The sequence below is a fragment of the Bacillus sp. FSL M8-0063 genome, assembly GCF_038005545.1.
In the GTDB taxonomy this organism is placed as follows: domain Bacteria; phylum Bacillota; class Bacilli; order Bacillales; family Bacillaceae_G; genus Bacillus_A; species Bacillus_A wiedmannii.
Map to the genome: position 1 here is coordinate 2156623 of NZ_JBBOTJ010000001.1, position 20729 is coordinate 2177351.

Here is a 20729-nt window from a genome sequence, read left to right on the forward strand (position 1 = left end):
GAAGATGATTAAATTTCGTCCGACTAATATGGAATTTTAAACCATTATTTTATATAAAGTGGTAAAATAAGTAGGGGAAATTTGTAAGGGGGCGAGGGATTTGAAACTAAAAGAGCTGGCGGATTTGTTTTTGATTAAAGAAACCATTGGAGATATGAATGTAGAAATTACGGGATTAGAAATGGATTCTAGAAAAATAACTAGTGGAAATTTATTTATATGTGTATCAGGTATCGATGGTTTTCTTGAAGATCGACATCAATTTGTTGAAAATGCAGTGAAAAATGGCGCTGTGGCGTTAATTGTAGAAAGAGATGTAAATATTGAAATACCTAAAATAATTGTTAAAGATGCTAGGTATGCTATGGCAGTTATTGCGTCGCATTTTTATGGTTACTCATCTAATGAAATGAAACTAATTGGAATTACAGGAACAAATGGTAAAACAACTACTTCCTATTTACTTGAAAAGATTTTGAGTGATTATGGATTTCAAACAGGGCTTATGGGGAATAACGGAGTGAAAGTTGGTTCGAAATGGTATCCTACTGATATTAATACGCAAGAACCACCGATACTTCAGCGGAATTTGCAAACGATGAAAAATCATAATACAGATTATTGTGTTATGGAAGTTACCTCACAAGGTTTACATATGGAAAGAGTTAAAGGGTGTAACTTTAAAACCGCTGTTTTTACAAATTTAACGCAAGATCATTTGGATTACTATGGTACATTTGAGAAATATAAACATGTAAAAGGTCTTCTTTTTTCAAGATTGGGAAATGATTTTTCTACTACAGATAAAAAAATTGCTATTTTGAATGCAGACGATCCATCGGTAGAATACTTTAAAAAAATTACTTCAGCTGAAGGTATCACATATGGAATACATAATGAAGCAGATGTTCAAGCGAAGGATATTACTTTAAGTTCAAAAGGAATACAGTTTTTAGTTTCTGCCTTTAATGGAGAAATAAAAGTTAATCTAAATCTCGTAGGCCGCTTTAATGTTTATAATGCATTAGCAGCAATAACAGCTGCATTGGTTGAAGGTATTCCGCCTACAAATATTAGTGACAGCTTATCTGATTTAAAGAGCATTGAAGGTAGAATGGAAATTATAGACGAAAACCAAGATTTCCTTGTAATAGTGGACTATGCTCATACGCCCGATGCGTTAGAAAATGTCCTTACTACAATTAGCGAGTTTTCAAAAGGTAAAATCATTACTGTTTTCGGCTGCGGTGGGGATAGAGATGAAAAAAAACGACCTATAATGGGTGAAATTGCTGGAAGTTATAGCGATTTTGTTTATATTACTTCTGATAATCCACGTTCGGAAGACCCGCAGTCAATAATGAAAGATATTGAAAAAGGATTTTCACAGAATAATAATTTGAATTATAAAGTAGAAGTAGATCGTGAACTTGCCATAAAACATGCAATAAACATGGCATCTTCTAATGATATTGTTTTGATTGCAGGGAAAGGGCATGAAACATATCAAATTTTAAAGGATTTGACTATTCATTTTGATGATAAAGAAAAAGCTCGACAAGCAATTATAAATAATAAATAGATTATCTTTTAGAAAAGACTAGATTAGATTAAGTTGTGAATGGAGTGTTATTGAATGCAAACTAGAAAAGCTTATTTATATGTATTTCATACGATGTCCGATTGGGAATACGGACATTTAATTGCTGAACTTAATACAGGTAGATATTTTAAAAAGGGTTTAGCACCTTTTAAAGTAGTTACAGTTGGAATAAATAAAGAAATGGTTATTTCAATGGGAGGCTTGAACGTAAAGCCAGATATTTCCCTAGATGAATGTGTACTTGAGAGTAATGATTTATTGATTTTACCTGGAGGAAATACTTGGACTGAAAACATACATAAACCCATATTGCAAAAAGTTGAAGAAGTTTTAAAGATTGGTACTATTGTGGCTGCAATTTGTGGTGCAACAATAGGCCTTGCAAATTACGGATACTTAAATTCTAGAAAGCATACAAGTAATAGTTTAGATTATATGAAAATGGTTTGTCCTACATATAAAGGGGAAAATTTATATGAAATGGGACCTGTAGCGTCTGGTGAAAATCTTATTACTGCATCTGGAGTAGCTCCTTTGGAATTTGCAATGGAAGTTCTAAAAACATTAGATGTATTTGCGCCAGATACACTCCATTCATGGTATGAATTAAATAAGACACATGAACCTGAACATTTCTTCCAGTTAATGAATTCATTAAATAGCTAAGCAATTTAGTATGATCAATAATAAAAACCATGTTTCTAATGATACTGAAGCATGGTTTTTGTGTTTTGATTAATAAATATATAAAGTAACAAATTTTGTACAATAAAAATGAATTTGAGAGAAAGAGTCACTTCTTTATTATACTATTATTTCTGAACGACAAAAGTAATGGCATTTGTTTTTAATTGAATGTGTTTGCCATTTCGCACTATATTATAAGCTAATTCTTTTATTTCAATTTTTATCTCTTTCCATTCCTTATAAATGTTTTTTAATAGATATATCATATGTTCAGTTGGAAGGTTAATTTCAATTAAAGCATCTAATTCTTCTTTCGTATGTAAGTCAATTTCTTGTATGTTCGAGTTTATAATTAAACAATTGATACCACCAGTCTTTGTACCTTTTTTCATAGAATGGAGCAAGTTTGTTAAATCTTCTTCTGATTTAACATGCTCTAAACTTGATACTGCAACGATATAATCATAGGTATCAGGTTGGATGTAGTAATTTTCAATTGCCGCTTGTTCTGTTTTTATAACTTCAAATACATCATGTTCTTTACTATAAGTTTGTAATTTTGTTAACGCAGAATCCAGTAAGTCCACACATGTAACAGTACCACTAGCATTTTTTATTTTTTGTGCAATTGGAATGCTATTTCTTCCAACGCCAGAGCCTAGATCAAGTACTTGTAAGTTATTTTGTCCTTCAAAGTACTCCATTAAGTCCATAACTGTTTTAACCGGTTTGTAAAGCCAAGAGCCAGTTTCAAATAGTTTGTATTGTTCATAGCAAAGGTCATGATATTTCTTTTCTTCTTGTCTTATGTAATTAATACGATTCATTGTATTTCAACTCCAATACTTTCATTCTAACGAGGCCCTTTAGCAAAACTTGCTAAAGCATCTAAAACTAATTCTATATTACTGATCAAGATTTTCACCTCAACTTATAAGATATTTATATAATTCGATAAGAATGAAGGTAAACCTTTTAGTAAGAGGATATTAAGGTTTTACTGTAGAAAACTGACTATCTTAAGCAATTAAAAAAATGTATAAACATGGAGAGGAAACTGCATATGATGTTTTATGAAATTGTTTGCTTTTCTTGTAAAAATATATTCCGTGTATACGAAGGAAGCGAAAAATATAAGCGATTTAAAGAGAAACCGAAAGGGACATATTGTTGTGATGAATGTAGTCATAAAATTCAATTAGAAGCAATAAAGCATTTATTTAGATAACTTTTTTGTCCGGAAAAGTTTGACAATAAAAGTATTATAAATTATCATATGAAAAAACTAATATTTAAAATGGCATGGAAGAGAAGAGTAGTTAAGAAAGAATACGTACAGAGAGCTCTGGTAGCTGAGAAAGAGCAGTATACATCTTAATGAAAAAAGACTTGGAGCTGCGCAAGGAACTAATTTGTTTAGGGATGGTGCGACGGGTTCTCCCGTTATAGAGATAGGGTATAAGCATATTTTGCCGTACCTGAAGAGGTTAATATGGCGACGTATTAACAAACTGAGGTGGTACCGCGAAGCTAACAACTCTCGTCCTCAAGATGAATAATCTTGGGGGTGGGAGTTTTTTTATTGCATAAAACTGAAAATGTGAAAACAAAAAATCAATTGAGGTGAGTAATATATGCATTGGGCGTATGAAGTAGCACATGAATTAATTAGAAAACATCCAAACAAAGAAACGTTTGTTTGCGCATCTGGAATAAGTCCATCTGGTTCTGTTCATATCGGGAACTTCCGCGAAATAATAACGACATATTTCGTGGTAAAAGCACTACAAGATTTAGGGAAAAAGACTCGTTTTATATTCTCATGGGATGATTATGACAGATTTAGAAAAGTTCCTAAAAATATTGATCCATCTTTTGCAAAATATATTGGTATACCATACTGTGATATTCCAGATCCATATGGTTGTCATAATTCGTATGCAGAGCATTTTGAAAAAGAGTTTGAGAAATCTCTTCAAGCATTTGGGGTTGAAGTGGAATTCATATATCAACATGCTGAATATAGAAGTAGAAGGTATAACAAAAATATATTAGAGGCTTTATATAAAAGAAAAGAAATATATGATATTTTAATGGGATTTAAAACTGGAGAGTGTAGTGAAGAAGAGCGAGAGAGCTTTTATCCAGTTACATTATATTGTGAGAAATGTGGGAAAGATGCAACAACGATTACACATTTTGATGAAGTATTAAAAACAGTTCAGTATGAATGTGTATGTGGAAATCAAAATGAATTATCAGTATTAAATACAAATAAAATGAAACTGAATTGGAAAATCGATTGGCCGATGAGGTGGATGATAGAGGATGTTATTTTTGAACCGGGCGGAAGAGATCATTCATCAGAAACGGGTAGTTATAATGTATCAAAGGAAATTGTGAGGGAAATATTCAATCGTGAAGCTCCTCATTACGTTGCTTATGATTTCATTGGAATTAAAGGGAATCATGAAAAAATGTCTAGTTCATCAGGGAATAGTATTACACCTAGCGAGTTGTTAAAAGTGTATTTACCAGAAGTGATTCTATTTATGTTTGCTAAATACAGACCAAACGCAGCTTTTCATATCGGTCTTGATGAAGATGTGATTCGCAATTATACAGAATATGAACGATTGAAAGATGGTTATGAGAATAAAACGCTCAAAAATGAAGATTTATTTGATGCAATTAAACTCTCTAAAGTTGATGGCAGGTTTAAAGAATATCCAAAATTTAATCAAGTAGCAGGAACGTTACCATTATTAAATTTTGATTCATCTATTTTACAAGGTATATTAGAAAAAACAGATAGGAGTTATGTATTAGATGATATGATAGCGATATGTAACCGTGCAGAGTATTGGATAAGAAGATTTCAATCTGAAAAACTAATTTCGGTAAATCAAGAAAGAAATACAGAGTTTTATAACACATTAGATGAAAGACAGAAAGAATGGCTAGTAGAAGTTTGCAACATACTTCGTTCTAACAAAGATTACTCTAACTTAATGGAACAATTGTATTCGATTTGTCATCATGAAAATAAAAAAATAATGAAAGAAAATCAAAAACAATTATTTCTTATTATATATAGGCTCATTATAAATCAGTCTAGCGGCCCACGTATACCGTTATTAATACATGTAGTAGGCATTGAAAAGTTCATCGCATTATTAGATTTCTAAAAATGCTAAAAGAAACGCAAGTACTCAGAAATCTAAGTACTTGCGTTTCAAATTTTGCTACCGTGAATACATTTTCGGACATTCATCACCACGTGGTTCATAAAAGCAATGACTTTTAAATTGTCCCGCAAATGGCTGGTTATACCATTCAGGCGGACAAGATCCAACTGGACGGAAATACCAAAGAGCCCATCGTGCTGGCCAGCGCCATTCACCTTGTAAAACTTTTCTTGCAATTTCTTTTTCAGAATCACGAGCACGCTGATAAAAATATCCGTATTGCACTGCTTCAAATCCACCGGGACTTTGATATACTGCGTCACGTACAGAACGAAGCTGTTTAAAATCTAAGCAATCACAAAATACACGATTTACTACTACGCAGCCAACAAGTTGTTCACCTTGTCGACCTTCTCCTTCAGCTTCTGCACGAATTAAACGAGCTAGTAAATCAACATCACTTTCGTTATATGGAATAAGGGGCATAGTGCTACCACCTTTCTTTATCTGTTATAGTAAAGAGTGTATGTATGAAAATAAGCTAAGTGCTTTTCTATATGTAAATTCATTAATTTTCACAATTAGCTTTTATGAAAAAAGCTAATTAGTAATTGTAGACTAATGTAAAAGGGGAGAGATAACGTGTATCGAATTCATAAAGACCATATTATTTACGCAATGTCACCAGAAAATAAGCCGTGTATGGAAGTAGAAATTGGGAGTCGTCTTGTATTTGAAACATATGATTGCTTTGAAAATCAAATTGAATCTGGAGATGTTGCGTTTCAAGAATTAGATTGGAACCGAATTAATCCGGCGACTGGGCCTGTATATATTAATGGTGCAGAACCTGGTGATATATTAGTTGTAATGATTGAAAAGATTAAAATTGCAGAGCAAGGTGTTTTAACTACAGGAGCGAATCTTGGCGTAATGGGTGAAGATCTAAACGAAAATACAGTGAAAATCGTCCCAATACATAATGAACATGTTTTGTTTTCAAATGAACTACAAATCCCGATTAATCCAATGATCGGTGTTATTGGTACTGCACCGAAAGAAGAGAGTATTTCATGTGGCACACCGCATGATCACGGCGGGAATATGGACTGTAAAGAAATAAAAGAAGGGACAACATTATTATTACCTGTAAATGTTCCTGGTGCCCTATTAGCATTAGGTGATTTACACGCGGCGATGGGTGATGGTGAAATTGGTGTTAGTGGAGTAGAGGTTGCTGGTGAGGTAACTGTTACAGTTCAAATTATAAAAGGAAAGAAATGGCCACTACCAATGGCGATCCAAAAAGAAAAAATAATGACGATTGCTTCAGAGAAATTGTTAGATGATGCAGCGAATCGCGCTGTACGTAATATGGTGACATTTTTACATAAGGAATTAGAAATGTCTAAAGCTAATGCAACACTTTTATTATCAGCTGCAGGCGATTTAAGAGTTTGCCAAGTTGTAGATCCACTGAAAACAGCACGAATGGAACTAAGTATGAATTATGTGGAGAAGCTAGGTTTTAATTTGAGTAAATTTCATCTTAAATAAGAATGATAGAAGAAGGATGCTGTTGTATAAAAGTATCCTTTTTTGATTTACGGATGATATAAAAACAGGTAGTATTTATTTTATATCATTGAATATAAGATTGTGGATTAAAAAAGGAGTAAAATGATGGTTAAAATTATGATTGTAGAAGACGATATGAAAATTGCAGAACTATTATCAACACATGTCGCGAAATACGGGTATGAAGGAATTATTGTATCGGATTTTCAAAATGTATTAAACATTTTTTTAGAAGAACAACCAGAGTTAGTTTTATTAGATATTAATTTACCAAGTTTTGATGGGTACTATTGGTGTCGTCAAATTCGCGGAGTTTCTACATGTCCGATATTATTTATTTCGGCTCGTGAAGGCACGATGGATCAAGTTATGGCGCTTGAAAACGGTGGCGATGATTTTATTTCAAAGCCCTTCCATTACGAAGTGGTAATGGCTAAAGTTCGTAGTCATTTAAGACGTGCTTATGGAGATTATGCACCGAAAATAGAAGAACGGATGGTTGAACAACAAGGTCTTTGTTTATATCCTGAAAGGCTTGTATTGAAATTGCGTAATCAAGAGATTGATATAACGAGAAATGAAGCCATTTTATTAGAAATGTTAATGAAAAATTATCCGCGTGTTGTGGGTAGAGAAGTGTTGTTGAATAAATTGTGGGATAGCGAATCCTATGTTGATGATAATACATTAAGTGTAAATACAACACGTGTGCGAAAAAAGTTAAAAACTTTACAGATTGAAGATGCGATTGAAACAATTCGTAGTGTCGGTTATAGATTACATATTACTTGGGATACTGGTATGGAGAAATGATAAGATTATTTATTCGTGATCATATACCACTTATTTGTTTTACAGCAATCCAATTACTAGCCATATTTCTTGTATATTGGTTTGATGGGCATAACCATATTGCAACGGCATTATATGCAATGTTTTTAGGTGTCTTTTTTATGGTAGGCTATTTAGTATTTCGTTACTTTACTCATCGTACGTTCTATGAAAGATTAGCAAATCCGTTGTACTCTTTGGATGAATCTGTTCAAAAATCAGATTTTGCAGTTTTATCTACTGCGCTTCAAGAACTACTTGAGGTACAATATCGCCATTATCAAAATCAGCTCCAGATACAAGAGAGAAAAAATAATGATCATTTAACTTTTATGAATCAATGGATACATCAAATGAAAACACCTTTATCTGTAATAGAATTAATTACACAAGATGAAGTCGATCAGCGTTTTGAAAGTATAAATGAGGAATCAGATAGACTGAAAAAGGGATTAGAGATGGCTCTGTATGTCGCACGTTTAGAGGCATTTACACAAGATTTTTATGTGGAAAAAGTACAGCTACATAAAATAGTAAATGATTCTGTACATGAACATAAACGCTTCTTTATTCGAAATTTTGTATATCCAGAGCTTAAAATTGATAAGGACATTAGTGTAGAAAGTGATGCGAAATGGTTACAATTTTTAATTGGACAAATACTATCGAACGCGATTAAATATTCATCTGGTAGTCGAGAGAAGATTAAAGTAAAAGCTTGTAAGGAAGATAACAACGTTATACTTGAAATCATCGATTATGGCGTAGGGATACCGAAGCAAGATTTACCTAGAGTATTTAAACCTTTCTTTACAGGGGAAAATGGCAGAGATTTTAAAGAATCAACTGGAATGGGGCTATATCTTGTATATGAAATTACGAAACAATTAGGGCATAGTGTAGAAATCCATTCAGAAGTTGGTAAAGGTACCGTTGTACGAATTATATTTTTTAATGTGTAAATAAGTGATCTAGGCTAAAGAACTTTGGAGATAAGTTTTATAGACTTATTTTATCCCGCTTTAATGGGCAGTAAGACCCCCACCTCAAAATTCAGCAAAAGCAAAGAAGTTAGGGATCAACTGCCCATTAAAGTCCAATTGGTTCAACTAATAATCAGTAGGGGATGGAGAAAACCCCTATTGATTAAAGTTTCACTTTATAGCGATTATATGAAATGGTAAAAGGTAAAAGGTAATCTTAGTATGTATAATGACACGCTAATAAATACGATTGTTAAATTAGAAGTATTTAATAAAAAGCTGATAAATAGTTTTTGTAAGAAAAAAGCCACCCCTTTGAAAGAGATAGCTTCATGAATACATCCTATGAATAAGTGTATCAACCTTAATAAGTATAATGTTCGAATTCGTGATATGTTTTGTGGATTATAATAGAATTAGTCTTTTGTTTTTTCATGATACAGTATTGTAATTAAGTAAACAAACTTAATAATGTATATCCAATTAATCCTAAAATAGTGATAGGAACCATCATTAAGAAAGAAGAAATTCGATTAGCATTAGAGCGTTCTAACACAAGAATCAAGATAATCCCCACTATCACTTCGGTATATCCAACAGGTAACATGTGACTATAGTCTTCAAAATTTAAAAGAATGTGAAGTCCATCCGTTACAAAAACTCCACTAATAAGCGCGCTTCCGAATTTATGAAGTGGATTTGTAGTATCTTTCCATAGAAAACCTGCGATTCCAAAGATAGTTCCTCCTATAAATGCACATACAATCCATACAGATATAAAATAAATAGAGTGAGCTACATTTTTAATAGGTATTGCATAACCATAGTAGCCTAATATCATACCGAGTAGTGCAAGGGTGCCTGAAAGTATAGCTGTACGCTTAGAATAACTAAAGCTAGCCACAAAAAAGGATGGAACTAACCAAACGCTTCCTAGATTAGCTAATGAATTCCAATGTCCTGGAAGTATACCTTGCCCCAATTTAGTTAGTAAACCAACAATAATCCCTACTATAATTGGGATGAGAAAAATCTTTAAAAACATAGTTAACTTTGTGATTTTTAATGTCCTGTCCATAAATTCAATCCTTACATTAGTATTTTCTGTAAACATATAATAGCTTATTGTAGGGGGATAATCAATAAAAATTTATCGAAAAACAATAAGAGATTGTTGGGTAACGAATAACATTTTGTTTTTATAATTAGGTGAATAAAATATCAAGAACTCGTTACTCAACCAAATGGTAAATCAAATAATATATGCAAGTAATGAAATTGCCCAAAACATGTAATTCAACTTAGTATAAATCTCTCGTAGTTTGATGAAATGATTTATGATAAAAAAGAAACGAAAAGGGACTGATATAGTTTCTTCCTGTTTTTATTTACAATTTATTAGAAGGAGATATTTTTTACTAGTTGTGAATGATAGGGGGATTGTAATGGATATTCGAAAAATGAAATATTTCATAACGGTGGCAGAAGAATTAAATTTTAGTCGTGCAGCAGAACGTCTTATGATGGCACAACCTCCTTTAAGCCAAGAAATTCGTAAATTAGAAGATGAATTAGGGGTCCAACTTTTTCATCGAACAAAAAGAATAGTTGAGCTTACCGATGCTGGCAAAATATTTTTAGAAGGCGCGCGACAAACACTGCTTCAAGTAGATAGAACTATTAAGGAAACACAGCTTGCGAATGAAGGAAAGGTAGGACATTTAATCATCGGTTTTGTCGATTCTACAGAAACTGTTATAGACATATTAAAAACATTTCGAGAACGGTTTCCAAAAATTCAGCTTATATTACGCGAGATGACAACAGACCAGCAAATAAAAGCACTCTATGAAAAACAAATTCATATTGGATTTATTCGTTCTAAGCAGAATAATGAAATATTGTCTTCCGAAGTTTGTTCTAAAGAACGTTTAAAATTGGTTTTACATGAAAATCACGCATTAGTTTCGTTACCTAATATTTCTATTAAAGAACTAGTAGATGAACCATTTGTTTTATTTCCTCGTCATTTCGGTACTAACTTTTATGATTTAATTATTAGTTACTTTTGGGAACATGGAGTAAGTGTAAATATTGTTCAAGAAGCAATTCAAATGCAGACGATTGTTAATTTAGTTGCAGCAGGAATGGGGATTTCTGTCGTTCCATCATCGGTGGAGAGTTATAAAAAATCGGGAGTCATATATAAAGACATTCAGGAACATACACCGGAAATAAACTTATACGCTGGATGGAGGCAGGATGAAAAGTCTGTCGTGCTCGAGAACTTCTTATCAGTTGTTAGAGAGATTTATACGACTTCACAATTTGAATTTGAAAAGTAAAGGCCCATCTTGATTGGATGGGCAGTAGTGATTTGGGAAAGGTACTATATATATTGTTAAGTCACTGACGATTTAACCTGTTTTACTTGGGTCATACTCAATGAAACCTTGTAGCACACTATCAATTTGACCCATAATTTCAGGTGACAATGTAATACTAGAAGCAATTACATTTTCTCTTATTTGCTCCGGATTGGAAGCGCCAATAATAGCAGAGGAAACAGCTGGATTTTGTAGTACCCAAGCAACTGCAAGTTGAGGTAGGGTGAGATGATTTTCTTGTGCAATAGGATTAAGTTTTTGTATAGTAGTAAGTACATTATCACTCATCCAACGTTGTACGAGTTTGTTAAAAAACGGTTTTCCCGCATCTGAATTAGCACGTGATTGGGAAGGAATTGGTTTACCTGGTTGGTATTTTCCAGTGAGAATACCTTGTGCGAGGGGAGACCAAACAACTTGACCAAGTCCTTCACGTTGACATGTAGGTATTATATCTGTTTCGATCACTCGCCATAACATCGAATATTGAGGCTGGCTAGCGATAAGAGGAATGTTCAATTCTCGGGCAAGTGCTGCACCGCGTGTGATTTGCTCCGATGTCCATTCACTTACACCTAAATAAAGGACTTTACCTTGTCTTACAAGATCTGAAAAAGCTAACATCGTTTCTTCCAGAGGAGTTGTTGTATCGAATCGATGTGCATAATAGACATCAATGTAGTCTGTATGTAGCCGTTGTAACGATGCATTACAATTTTCTATAATATGTTTTCGTGATAATCCACGATCATTTTTTCCAGGTCCGGTCGGATGGCATACTTTTGTACAAAGTTCTATACTTTCTCTGCGTATTCCTTTCAAAGAGCGACCAAGTACTTCCTCGGCAATAGTGTCCGAATAAACATCTGCAGTATCGAACGTTGTAATTCCAACATCTAATGCGGCTTTCACACATTCATTTGCAGTATCTTCATTTACTTTTCCGCCATGGTTTATCCAGTTCCCGTATGCAATCTTGCTTACTGTTAATCCACTGTTTCCTAGTTTGCTAAATTCCATTGTAGAATCCCTCCTTAAAAATGATAACTTTATTATAAGAACTGAAATGTAGTCTGTATAATATATAATTAATCTTAAATTTATATAAAAATTATATAAGAGGGGGTGCTTAGAAGTTTCTTGCTAGGGAAATCTAAAGCAAGTAGTACAACAAATGTAATTTGTGCTTGTTCAATTTGAAGTTAAGAAATGATAAATAGCCCTTGAAGAAAGTAAATTTTATAATAGCACATATAATTGCATTTACTCATAAAGTACTATCATGGTACAATATGGTTACTAACGACGGAAAGGAATGATGGGTGGACGATGATTAACTAATCTTATTTTTAAATGTTGAAATTCAATAAATTTCAATTTCTAAAAAATAGGATTAGTCTGCCCAATTTCCATACAACGGTATTGCTATTTATGTTGTGCAATAGCTTATTTGGGTATGAATATTTTAACGACTAATCCTGCCAAATTTATTTGGGAGGATTTTTTTATTCTCCCTTAATGAAAGGGATCGGTATTATGAAAGAACTATTAAAATTAAATGATGTTTATGTTGAAATAAAGGAAAACATTTTGTTAGAGAAAATGAATGTGACAGTAAAACAAGGGGATGTTATCGGATTAATTGGTAAAAACGGGGCTGGTAAATCAACGTTACTTCAATTAATAAATGAGAAGATTGAACCATCAAAAGGTACTGTTGAATGGATGCAAATGAATATGACAACAGCATATGTTGAACAAGAAAAAGAATTTTTCGTTAGTAAGGATATGATTGCAAAAGAAGCGGAACTTCTTGCAAGGTGGGGCGTGCCAACGAACGATTTTCTAACTTTAAGTGGTGGTGAAAAGCTAAAAGTTCGATTAGCAAAAGGATTTGCTGAAAATCCTAATGTATTAATATTAGACGAACCGACAAATCATTTAGATGAGATGAGTACGGAATTTCTCATTAAACAAATAAAAAATATGAAAGGTACAGTTATCGTCGTATCGCATGACCGATACTTTTTAGATGTTGTCGCAACTAGAATATGGTCAATTGAGGATAAGAAATTAATTGACCATAGCGGGAATTATACGAGTTATATGAAAGCACGTGAGCAGAAAAGAATGACGCAGCAGCGTGAATATGAAAAACAACAAAAAAAGATAGAACAAATAGAAACGCATATAAAAGAATTAAGTTCATGGTCACAAAAGGCACATGCGCAGTCTACAAAACAAGAAGGAGTGAAGGAATTTTATCGTGTAAAGGCGAAGCGAATGGACGCGCAAGTTAAATCGAAACGAAAACGTCTTGAAAAAGAGTTGGAGAAAACGAAAGTAGAACGTGTGAAAGAGGAGTATTCAGTTGAATTTTCTATTCAAGCGAGTAAAAAAGTAGGAAAACGTTTCTTAGAAGTAAAACAATTGCGGAAAGAATTTAATAGACGAACATTATTTGAAAACGTTAATTTTACAATTCAGCACGGTGAGAAGGTTGCGATTATTGGACCAAATGGCAGCGGGAAAACAACTTTACTGAAGATGATTATGGGAACAGAAACTGTTGAAGGAGAAGTATGGATTTCACCTTCAGCAAATATCGGCTATTTAACACAAGAAGTATTTGATTTACCACTTGATAAAACACCAGAAGATTTATTTTATAAAGAGACATTTGAAGAAAGAGGAAAAGTCCAAAATTTAATGAAACGTTTAGGATTTGAATCTTCCCAATGGAAAGAGCCGATTCGACATATGAGTATGGGTGAACGAGTAAAGTGTAAGCTAATGGCTTATATTTTAGATGAAAAAGATGTACTTATTTTAGATGAACCGACGAATCACCTTGATCTTCCTTCACGTGAACAGCTTGAAAATACATTAGCTGAGTATAACGGAACACTTGTTATCGTTTCTCACGATCGATATTTTCTGGAGAAAATAATTAATACAAAACTCGTGTTTTTAAACAATACGATACAAAAGCAGCTCGATGAACCTACGAAAACAAGAGATGAAATTGAAGAGTTACGTTTAACGTTAGAAACAGAAAGACAAGAAGTATTAGGGAAATTAAGCTTTTTAACTTCTAAAGACAAAGAATATAAAGAACTAGATGAACGGTTTATGGACCTTACGAAGCAGATTAAGGCGCTTTAACGTAAGGAAGGGGGATTAAAATGGGAGAAGAGAGCTTGACTAAGTTATTTAAAATAGATTGTGGTGATATATACCTACAAGAGTTTGCGGTCAAAGATGCAGAGAGTATTTATAAAATATCAAATGAACCAGAAATAGAAAAGTTTTTACCAGACTGGAAATCAACGATAGAACAAAGAGTTAATTGGGTTACAAATGATGATATACCAGAAAACAAAGCGTTTCTTCATGCTGTTAGAACTAGGACTAACATAGATGATCACATATTAAGACTAGGAATATTTAAGAAAACCACAAATGAATTTGTTGGATGTTGCTGCACAGGTATGAAAGATGAGCTTCCTTCACCGAACAGAGAAATTATGTATGCTGTTTCAAGTGAATATCATAATAATGGTTATGCAACGAAAGCGACAAAAGGCTTGATCGGTTATTTGTTTGAAAATACAAATGTGGATGTCCTTAACGCAATTGCTTTAATTAAAAATGTGCCATCAAATAAAGTTATTGAAAAATGCGGGTTTACTTATTTGGGTCAACAGGTGATAGAAAATCAAATTTATAATCATTATGTATTGAGTAAATCCGGATGGATAAAAAATAGTGCTCTTTAAAGGGAGCGATTATGCAATGCAAAAAAGCTTAGAACTAAAACTCTAAGCTTTTTTGCATTTATATAATAAAGATTTGATATACAATTGTATTTTCTACCACTATACAATTATTATAAGATAGTTATGCGTTAATTTTAGTTTGAAAACAGTTTTATTGTCAGTTTTTTTAGAAATCTTACAAGCGTGTAAGATAAATGAAAGATGAATCAATATGAGCATTAAGACAATTCATTTACACTCTATTGTGAGAAGTGCAAATGAAGGGAGAATAGAAATGGAAATTTTACATGCGAAAAATATTAGTAAAGTATATAAAGGGAAAATACCTTTTAAAGCATTAGTAGATATTGATTTATCAATTCAAGAAGGTGAATTTATAGGGATCATGGGGCCATCTGGTAGCGGGAAAACTACATTATTAAATATGGTATCTACTATCGATTCTCCGTCCTCAGGAGAAATATTAATAAACGGTACAAATCCTTTCCAGTTATCATCAGAAGGTTTAGCTTTATTCCGTAGGAAACAATTAGGATTTGTTTTTCAATCATTTAATTTACTTAGCACGCTTACAGTGAAGGAAAATATCGTATTGCCGATGACATTAGATGGCGTTTCTGTGCAAGAAATGAACAAACGCGTACAAGAAATCGCAGAGAAATTAAATATTACAGATATATTGAATAAAAGAACGTTTGAAATATCAGGAGGCCAAGCTCAAAGAACAGCAATTGCTCGTGCAATTGTTCATAAGCCGCAATTATTACTTGCAGATGAACCAACAGGGAATTTAGATTCTAAATCTTCAAATGATGTAATGGAGATGTTAGATACTCTAAATAAGGAAGAAAAAGCTACGATGATGTTAGTGACTCATGATCCGTATGCAGCGAGTTTTTGCAGCCGAGTAATCTTTATTAAAGATGGTCAACTATATAACGAAATTTATTGTGGCGAAAGCAGGCAAACATTTTATCAAAAGATTATGGATGTCCTTTCTTTGTTAGGAGGGAAAAGGCATGACTTTTCGTCAGTTCGCATTTAACAATATTTTTCGCAATAAGCGTACATATGCTGCCCATTTTTTAAGTAGTGCATTTTCTATTATGATTTTCTTTACGTATGCTCTTTTATTATTCCATCCTGATTTACAGGGGGAGTTGAAATCGACAAGTAAAACAATAAGTACATTTGGTACATTAGGATTTGAAGTTTCTCAAGGTTTGATTTTTGTCTTTTCATTCTTCTTTATTCTATATTCAGTGAGTTCGTTTTTAAAAACGCGTAAGAAAGAATTTGGCATTTTAATGATGCAAGGTATGTCAATGAGACAGCTTAAGAAGTTATTGTTAATTGAAAATATGTTAATTGGACTTGGTTCGATTTGTATTGGGATTCTTATCGGCCTCGTATTTTCTAAACTAGTTTTATTAATAAGTGCCAGTGTATTAATGATTAGTAACGGCTTACCTTTTTATATGCCAGTGAAAGCGGTATTATTAACTGGCATCACGTTTCTATTCTTATTTTTAATTGTTTCGCTAGTTACTTTTAAAATGATAAAAGTAACAGAACTTGTGGAACTTATTCAAGCAGGGGAAAAGCCAAAGCCTGAACCGAAATCGTCAATTTTATTATCAATTTTTTCTTTATTTAGTATAGGATATGGCTATATTTTAGTATTTCGCTTTATCCCAAGTTATAGTTTTATTACGCTCGGAATGGGTGTGCTCCTAGTAATTATAGGAACGTACTTTTTATATACACAGTGTAGCGTTTATATATTGCATCTTGTGAAAAGGAGTGAATCTTTCTTTTTAAAGAGAACCAATATATTAACATTTTCAGAATTAATATACCGTATGAAAGATAATGCAACAATGTTTTTTATAGTATCTATTATTTCAGCAGTTGCTTTTACAGCAATTGGCACGACAGCAGCTCTTGGAAACAAAGATTTGGTAAGGATGACAAACCCGTATACATTTCTGTATACAGCTCCTGATAAAAATAAAATAACGGATAAACATCTCTCGATTATAAAAAAACATCTTGCTGATTCTAATATTCCATATCGAATGGCTTCCACTTCAGATATTTATACAGAAAGTAATGTAAATGTAATGAAGTTAAGTGAATATAACGAACTTGCGAGAGCACTCGGGTACCAACAAGAAACGATTGAAAAAGAAGATGAAATGTTATTAATCCCTGGAGTTGTATCACAAAAACAAGAGTTTAAAAATGGTGATTATAAAAAGAATATTGAAGTCATTCAAGGCGATTGGACAAAGACATTTCATGTGAAAAAAACTGTAGATAATTTAGTTTTGCCACACGATACGGAAGGGATTAATATTGCGATTCAAGATCATGTGTATGATGAAATTCCGCTTAATAGTAATCTAGATTTTGAAAATATTATTCAATATCGAACTTATGGATTTGTTGTAGATGATTGGATAAAAACAAAAGAGATTTCAAACCAATTAAGTGACATATTCGATCAAGATCCTAGAGACATACATTTTGAATTTAGAGCACTAACTATAGAGTTGTTAAGTGCAAAACAAACGAATGGGTTATTACTTATGGCAAGTGTTTTAGTTGGAATCGTCTTCTTTACTTTCGCTGCTAGTTTTATTTATTTCCGGTTATATACTGATTTGGACCGCGATCAGCAGCAATATAAGATGATTTCGAAAATGGGATTAAGTAAACGAGAGTTGAAAAAAGTTGTAACAAGACAATTAGTATTAATGTTCTTCTTACCGATTGTTATTGCAGTGATTCATACTGTGGTCGCTTATTTGGCATTACAACAATTAGTCGATTTTTCTATTATGAATAGCTCTATCATAATTTTAATTTCATTTATATGTATACAAGTTTTATATTTCTTTATAACTCGTTGGCGTTACTTACAAAAGCTTTATAAAACTATGGAACAGTAGAGAATATCAGCAAGTAAGATTGCAGAAAAGCATGTAAAAAAACATTTTGAGTTATGAAAGGAACTGTGATGAAAAAAACACTCTCTATTTTCATATTAAGTATATTAATTTTAATAAGTTTAAGTGCATGCTCTAAAAATGAAAACAGATTTCCAACTAACGGCGTATTAATCATTGGAGATGAGAATCATACTTCAACAATTATGAATCGTTATAAGGAAAATACGAAAGAACTTGAAGTTTTTTCGGTGAAAAAAGGTAAATTTGACCAAAAAAGGGTTTTAATGTTAAATGAATCTACTGCAAAAGCGATGATTAAAGCAAAAATTTTTCGTAAAAGAGATCATTCATCTCATTCTAAACCTTTAGATACGTTACCGAATTTTCCAAAAGAAAGTTCACTATTATTTATAAATGAAGAAGAAAAGAATATAAAAAGTATTGAAATAGAAGGAAAAGTGATACCAGTTACATATGATAGTGATGCTTGGCTTGGTAATAATCGAAATTATGGAACACTATGGTATGTAATTGTGGCGAGCAATAGTGTATATAAAGAAATACAGGCAAATGAAACAAAAATGCAACTTCTTCATCTGAAAAAATCTTTAGGTGACGAAAAACCTAAAATGTCGACAGATAATATATTGACTAATGAATATGTAAAAGTAAGAAAGTTAATTAAAGATTTTGAGGAAGAAGTATCAGTTCAATTTGTCACGATTGGAGAAAAATCATAAAAAAGGGTTCAAGGTTGATAGGGATTTTATCAGTCTTGAACCCTTTTTTATTTTAGACCATTTAGATAACATAATTTACATTACTTCATTTAATCGCGTCTCGCTCGGTTCTTCAATCGCATTTGAATTTTGAACTGAATTATTTTGAGATTCTTTTTCCTTACGAGACCTTTGTAGCATTTCAAGTATGATCCATAAAGGAACACCTTTATCTTTTAACATCTTCCATAAATCTAATTCGTTAAATTTATGCTCAGGTTGTTTCATTTCTTTTTCAGATGAACGAATATCAAACTTGATTGGATCATTTGATTTTTTATCTTCAAGTTTACTAGAAGAGATAATATTACGCTCAAGAGAAGTAGGGGTTAATTTAGTAGGTTGAGGTAGTGTATGAGTATTTATTCCGATTTGCATGCTTTTTCCTCCTCCTTAAGTAATGAAATTAGCTTTCTTATAATTTTTAAAGCTATTTAACTTGAGGAAACTAAACCTAATTATAAATTCAAATAATAAGATTTACAAGTTGTATTGTAAAAGGTAAATGCTTACTTGGATTAATATTTATCAACATTTGTGTATGTTTTCTGTATATACAATGTATATAAAATACTTTACATTATGTTTAAGTTAAAAACTTATTTTTAATAGAAATATGTAAACGTTTTATTAAGGGGGAGAAAGAATGGGGAAGTTAATTTTAAAAATATGTTTTTTCGCATTAGTGACTGTTTTTTCGTTCACAGTAAAAACAACATACGCTGAAGAGAAGCAACAAAATAATTACCCTATCATACTAGTGAATGGATTTGCAGGGTGGGGTAGAGAGGAAATGTTAGGGGTTAAATATTGGGGTGGTGTTCATGATATACAAGAAGATTTAAAAAGAAGTGGCTATACAGTACATACTGCTGCTGTTGGACCTGTTTCTAGTAACTGGGATCGCGCATGTGAATTATATGCGCAAATTAACGGTGGTACAGTAGACTACGGTGCCGCACATGCTGAGAAACATGGACATAATCGTTTTGGCAGAACTTATAGTGGTTTTGCATCGAATTGGAGTGAAACAAATAAAGTTCATTTAGTTGGGCATAGCATGGGTGGACAAACGATTAGAACATTAGTACAGCTATTAAAAGAAGGTAGTTTTGAAGAAAAAAATTATGTGAAAAATCATCCGAACACGAATATTTCACCACTATTTGAGGGCAAGAAATCATTTGTTCATAGTGTGACAACATTAGCAACTCCTCACAATGGCACGACACTTGCGGATGGTAGTCTTCTAGTACCGTTCGTTAAAGATTTGCTTATTACAGCTGCAAGTTTTGGAGGGAATAATAATTTATCGTTATATGATTTTAAATTGGATCAATGGGGTATAAAAAAGAATACTGGAGAGTCTTTTTTCCAATACACTGATCGTATTGTAAATAGTTCACTTTGGAAAGATACAAAAGATATAAGTCAATGGGATTTAAGTACAGATGGTGCAAAGGAGCTTAATAATTGGGTAAAGACGCAATCAGATGTGTATTACTTATCCTATAGTGGACATGCATCACAAGCAGCACTTATTACAGGTTTACATCTACCTCATATAACGATGAATAAAGTGTTAATGGGTAATGCATTTTTCTTAGGTTCCTATGCAAGATATGAAGAAAACCGTCCATTCATTGATACTTCTTGGTGGCAAAATGATGGTGTAGTAAATACAAATTCTATGATCGCGCCTTCTTCTAACACTTCGGTAAATAATAATGAGACTTTACAGATTGGAAAATGGAATCATATTGAAACGAAAGCAAATTGGGACCATCTCGATATGGTAGGACTTAGTGTTTCAGACACGTTAGGTTTTTCTAGCATTCAAGAGTTTTATAGAACAATTGCAGAAAAGTTATCAAGATTACCAAAATAGGTAATAATAAAGCGCTCTCGATGGAATTCGAGAGCGCTTTATATTATATTGAAAGAGGGATATGGTAGAAAA

The 20729-nt window shown here is 32.6% G+C and carries 19 protein-coding genes and 1 other annotated feature; of the genes, 14 read left to right on the plus strand and 5 right to left on the minus strand.

The window, feature by feature from the left end; all coding sequences use genetic code 11:
- Positions 1–100 precede the first annotated feature (100 nt).
- Together MKX31_RS10820 and MKX31_RS10825 are read left to right on the plus strand one after the other, a co-directional pair.
- Entirely contained in the window at positions 101–1582 is a 1482-nt protein-coding gene (locus tag MKX31_RS10820; RefSeq protein WP_340980788.1) for a UDP-N-acetylmuramoyl-L-alanyl-D-glutamate--2,6-diaminopimelate ligase, read from the plus strand.
- A 54-nt stretch (positions 1583–1636) separates the two neighbouring features.
- Positions 1637–2269 (plus strand): type 1 glutamine amidotransferase family protein, encoded by a 633-nt coding sequence (locus tag MKX31_RS10825; RefSeq protein WP_064475330.1) that lies wholly within the window; start codon positions 1637–1639, stop codon positions 2267–2269.
- Between the two features lie 146 nt (positions 2270–2415).
- On the opposite strand, the gene MKX31_RS10830 is transcribed toward MKX31_RS10825, so the two are convergent.
- The gene (locus MKX31_RS10830) at positions 2416–3117 is read right to left on the minus strand and encodes a class I SAM-dependent methyltransferase (protein WP_340980791.1); all 702 of its coding nucleotides are present in this window, start codon (positions 3115–3117) and stop codon (positions 2416–2418) included.
- 236 nt (positions 3118–3353) lie between these two features.
- On the opposite strand from MKX31_RS10830, the gene MKX31_RS10835 reads away from it, so the two are divergent.
- A complete protein-coding gene (locus MKX31_RS10835; RefSeq protein WP_064505453.1) occupies positions 3354–3518 on the plus strand; it encodes a DUF2197 domain-containing protein in 165 nt (54 codons plus the stop codon).
- Positions 3519–3584: 66 nt separating this feature from the next.
- Positions 3585–3841: a binding site (T-box leader), on the plus strand.
- Positions 3842–3924: 83 nt separating this feature from the next.
- Positions 3925–5478: a lysine--tRNA ligase gene (gene lysS / locus MKX31_RS10840; protein ID WP_340980793.1), complete on the plus strand. Its 1554-nt coding sequence runs from the start codon at positions 3925–3927 to the stop codon at positions 5476–5478.
- A 57-nt stretch (positions 5479–5535) separates the two neighbouring features.
- Here lysS and MKX31_RS10845 read toward each other — a convergent pair whose 3' ends face one another.
- Positions 5536–5964 carry a cell wall hydrolase gene (locus MKX31_RS10845; RefSeq protein ID WP_064475333.1) on the minus strand — a complete coding sequence of 143 codons (429 nt, stop codon included), beginning with the start codon at positions 5962–5964 and terminating at the stop codon, positions 5536–5538.
- Positions 5965–6120: 156 nt separating this feature from the next.
- Here MKX31_RS10845 and MKX31_RS10850 point away from each other — a divergent pair, with 156 nt between their 5' ends.
- The 3 genes from MKX31_RS10850 to MKX31_RS10860 all read left to right on the plus strand — a co-directional run bounded on the left by MKX31_RS10850 (position 6121) and on the right by MKX31_RS10860 (position 8849).
- Positions 6121–7035 carry an acetamidase/formamidase family protein gene (locus MKX31_RS10850; protein WP_340980794.1) on the plus strand — a complete coding sequence of 305 codons (915 nt, stop codon included), beginning with the start codon at positions 6121–6123 and terminating at the stop codon, positions 7033–7035.
- Positions 7036–7161: 126 nt separating this feature from the next.
- Positions 7162–7869, plus strand: a complete 708-nt coding sequence (locus tag MKX31_RS10855; RefSeq protein WP_088046637.1) for a response regulator transcription factor — start codon at positions 7162–7164, stop codon at positions 7867–7869.
- The gene (locus tag MKX31_RS10860; protein WP_064475336.1) at positions 7866–8849 is read left to right on the plus strand and encodes a sensor histidine kinase; all 984 of its coding nucleotides are present in this window, start codon (positions 7866–7868) and stop codon (positions 8847–8849) included. The genes MKX31_RS10855 and MKX31_RS10860 overlap by 4 nt, the downstream gene beginning before the upstream one ends.
- A gap of 472 nt (positions 8850–9321) precedes the next feature.
- Here the strand turns inward: MKX31_RS10860 and MKX31_RS10865 are convergent, their stop codons facing one another.
- Complete coding sequence (locus MKX31_RS10865) at positions 9322–9948, minus strand: DUF6518 family protein (protein WP_340980796.1); 627 nt, start codon at positions 9946–9948, stop codon at positions 9322–9324.
- 367 nt (positions 9949–10315) lie between these two features.
- Between MKX31_RS10865 and MKX31_RS10870 the strand changes: the two genes are divergently transcribed.
- Entirely contained in the window at positions 10316–11215 is a 900-nt protein-coding gene (locus MKX31_RS10870) for a LysR family transcriptional regulator (RefSeq protein ID WP_064475338.1), read from the plus strand.
- A gap of 72 nt (positions 11216–11287) precedes the next feature.
- Here the strand turns inward: MKX31_RS10870 and MKX31_RS10875 are convergent, their stop codons facing one another.
- The gene (locus MKX31_RS10875) at positions 11288–12277 is read right to left on the minus strand and encodes an aldo/keto reductase family protein (RefSeq protein WP_064475339.1); all 990 of its coding nucleotides are present in this window, start codon (positions 12275–12277) and stop codon (positions 11288–11290) included.
- A 516-nt stretch (positions 12278–12793) separates the two neighbouring features.
- Here MKX31_RS10875 and abc-f point away from each other — a divergent pair.
- The 5 genes from abc-f (at position 12794) to MKX31_RS10900 (ending at position 18730) form a co-directional block, all read left to right on the plus strand.
- Positions 12794–14422 carry a ribosomal protection-like ABC-F family protein gene (gene abc-f, locus MKX31_RS10880; RefSeq protein WP_340980799.1) on the plus strand — a complete coding sequence of 543 codons (1629 nt, stop codon included), beginning with the start codon at positions 12794–12796 and terminating at the stop codon, positions 14420–14422.
- A 20-nt stretch (positions 14423–14442) separates the two neighbouring features.
- Positions 14443–15036 carry a GNAT family N-acetyltransferase gene (locus MKX31_RS10885; RefSeq protein ID WP_064475340.1) on the plus strand — a complete coding sequence of 198 codons (594 nt, stop codon included), beginning with the start codon at positions 14443–14445 and terminating at the stop codon, positions 15034–15036.
- A gap of 274 nt (positions 15037–15310) precedes the next feature.
- Positions 15311–16081, plus strand: coding sequence for an ABC transporter ATP-binding protein (locus MKX31_RS10890; protein WP_340980801.1), 771 nt, complete (start codon positions 15311–15313; stop codon positions 16079–16081).
- Entirely contained in the window at positions 16056–17990 is a 1935-nt protein-coding gene (locus tag MKX31_RS10895) for an ABC transporter permease (protein WP_064475341.1), read from the plus strand. Before MKX31_RS10890 ends, MKX31_RS10895 begins: the two co-directional genes overlap by 26 nt.
- 68 nt (positions 17991–18058) lie before the next feature.
- Positions 18059–18730 (plus strand): lipoprotein BA_5634 family protein, encoded by a 672-nt coding sequence (locus tag MKX31_RS10900; RefSeq protein ID WP_149173628.1) that lies wholly within the window; start codon positions 18059–18061, stop codon positions 18728–18730.
- Positions 18731–18805: 75 nt separating this feature from the next.
- On the opposite strand, the gene MKX31_RS10905 is transcribed toward MKX31_RS10900, so the two are convergent.
- On the minus strand, positions 18806–19147 hold the full coding sequence (locus MKX31_RS10905) for a DUF3914 domain-containing protein (protein ID WP_098102331.1): 342 nt from the start codon (positions 19145–19147) through the stop codon (positions 18806–18808).
- A 268-nt stretch (positions 19148–19415) separates the two neighbouring features.
- On the opposite strand from MKX31_RS10905, the gene MKX31_RS10910 reads away from it, so the two are divergent.
- Positions 19416–20657, plus strand: a complete 1242-nt coding sequence (locus tag MKX31_RS10910) for an esterase/lipase family protein (RefSeq protein WP_340980805.1) — start codon at positions 19416–19418, stop codon at positions 20655–20657.
- Positions 20658–20729 lie beyond the last annotated feature (72 nt).

Bases quoted from the DNA above. Each gene is read 5' to 3' on its own strand.
- MKX31_RS10825 (WP_064475330.1), top strand. From the start codon at position 1,637: ATGCAAACTAGAAAAGCTTATTTATATGTATTTCATACGATGTCCGAT.
- MKX31_RS10830 (WP_340980791.1), bottom strand. From the start codon at position 3,117: ATGAATCGTATTAATTACATAAGACAAGAAGAAAAGAAATATCATGAC.
- MKX31_RS10835 (WP_064505453.1), top strand. From the start codon at position 3,354: ATGATGTTTTATGAAATTGTTTGCTTTTCTTGTAAAAATATATTCCGT.
- lysS (WP_340980793.1), top strand. From the start codon at position 3,925: ATGCATTGGGCGTATGAAGTAGCACATGAATTAATTAGAAAACATCCA.
- MKX31_RS10845 (WP_064475333.1), bottom strand. From the start codon at position 5,964: ATGCCCCTTATTCCATATAACGAAAGTGATGTTGATTTACTAGCTCGT.
- MKX31_RS10855 (WP_088046637.1), top strand. From the start codon at position 7,162: ATGGTTAAAATTATGATTGTAGAAGACGATATGAAAATTGCAGAACTA.
- MKX31_RS10860 (WP_064475336.1), top strand. From the start codon at position 7,866: ATGATAAGATTATTTATTCGTGATCATATACCACTTATTTGTTTTACA.
- MKX31_RS10865 (WP_340980796.1), bottom strand. From the start codon at position 9,948: ATGGACAGGACATTAAAAATCACAAAGTTAACTATGTTTTTAAAGATT.
- MKX31_RS10870 (WP_064475338.1), top strand. From the start codon at position 10,316: ATGGATATTCGAAAAATGAAATATTTCATAACGGTGGCAGAAGAATTA.
- MKX31_RS10875 (WP_064475339.1), bottom strand. From the start codon at position 12,277: ATGGAATTTAGCAAACTAGGAAACAGTGGATTAACAGTAAGCAAGATT.
- abc-f (WP_340980799.1), top strand. From the start codon at position 12,794: ATGAAAGAACTATTAAAATTAAATGATGTTTATGTTGAAATAAAGGAA.
- MKX31_RS10885 (WP_064475340.1), top strand. From the start codon at position 14,443: ATGGGAGAAGAGAGCTTGACTAAGTTATTTAAAATAGATTGTGGTGAT.
- MKX31_RS10890 (WP_340980801.1), top strand. From the start codon at position 15,311: ATGGAAATTTTACATGCGAAAAATATTAGTAAAGTATATAAAGGGAAA.
- MKX31_RS10895 (WP_064475341.1), top strand. From the start codon at position 16,056: ATGACTTTTCGTCAGTTCGCATTTAACAATATTTTTCGCAATAAGCGT.
- MKX31_RS10900 (WP_149173628.1), top strand. From the start codon at position 18,059: ATGAAAAAAACACTCTCTATTTTCATATTAAGTATATTAATTTTAATA.
- MKX31_RS10905 (WP_098102331.1), bottom strand. From the start codon at position 19,147: ATGCAAATCGGAATAAATACTCATACACTACCTCAACCTACTAAATTA.
- MKX31_RS10910 (WP_340980805.1), top strand. From the start codon at position 19,416: ATGGGGAAGTTAATTTTAAAAATATGTTTTTTCGCATTAGTGACTGTT.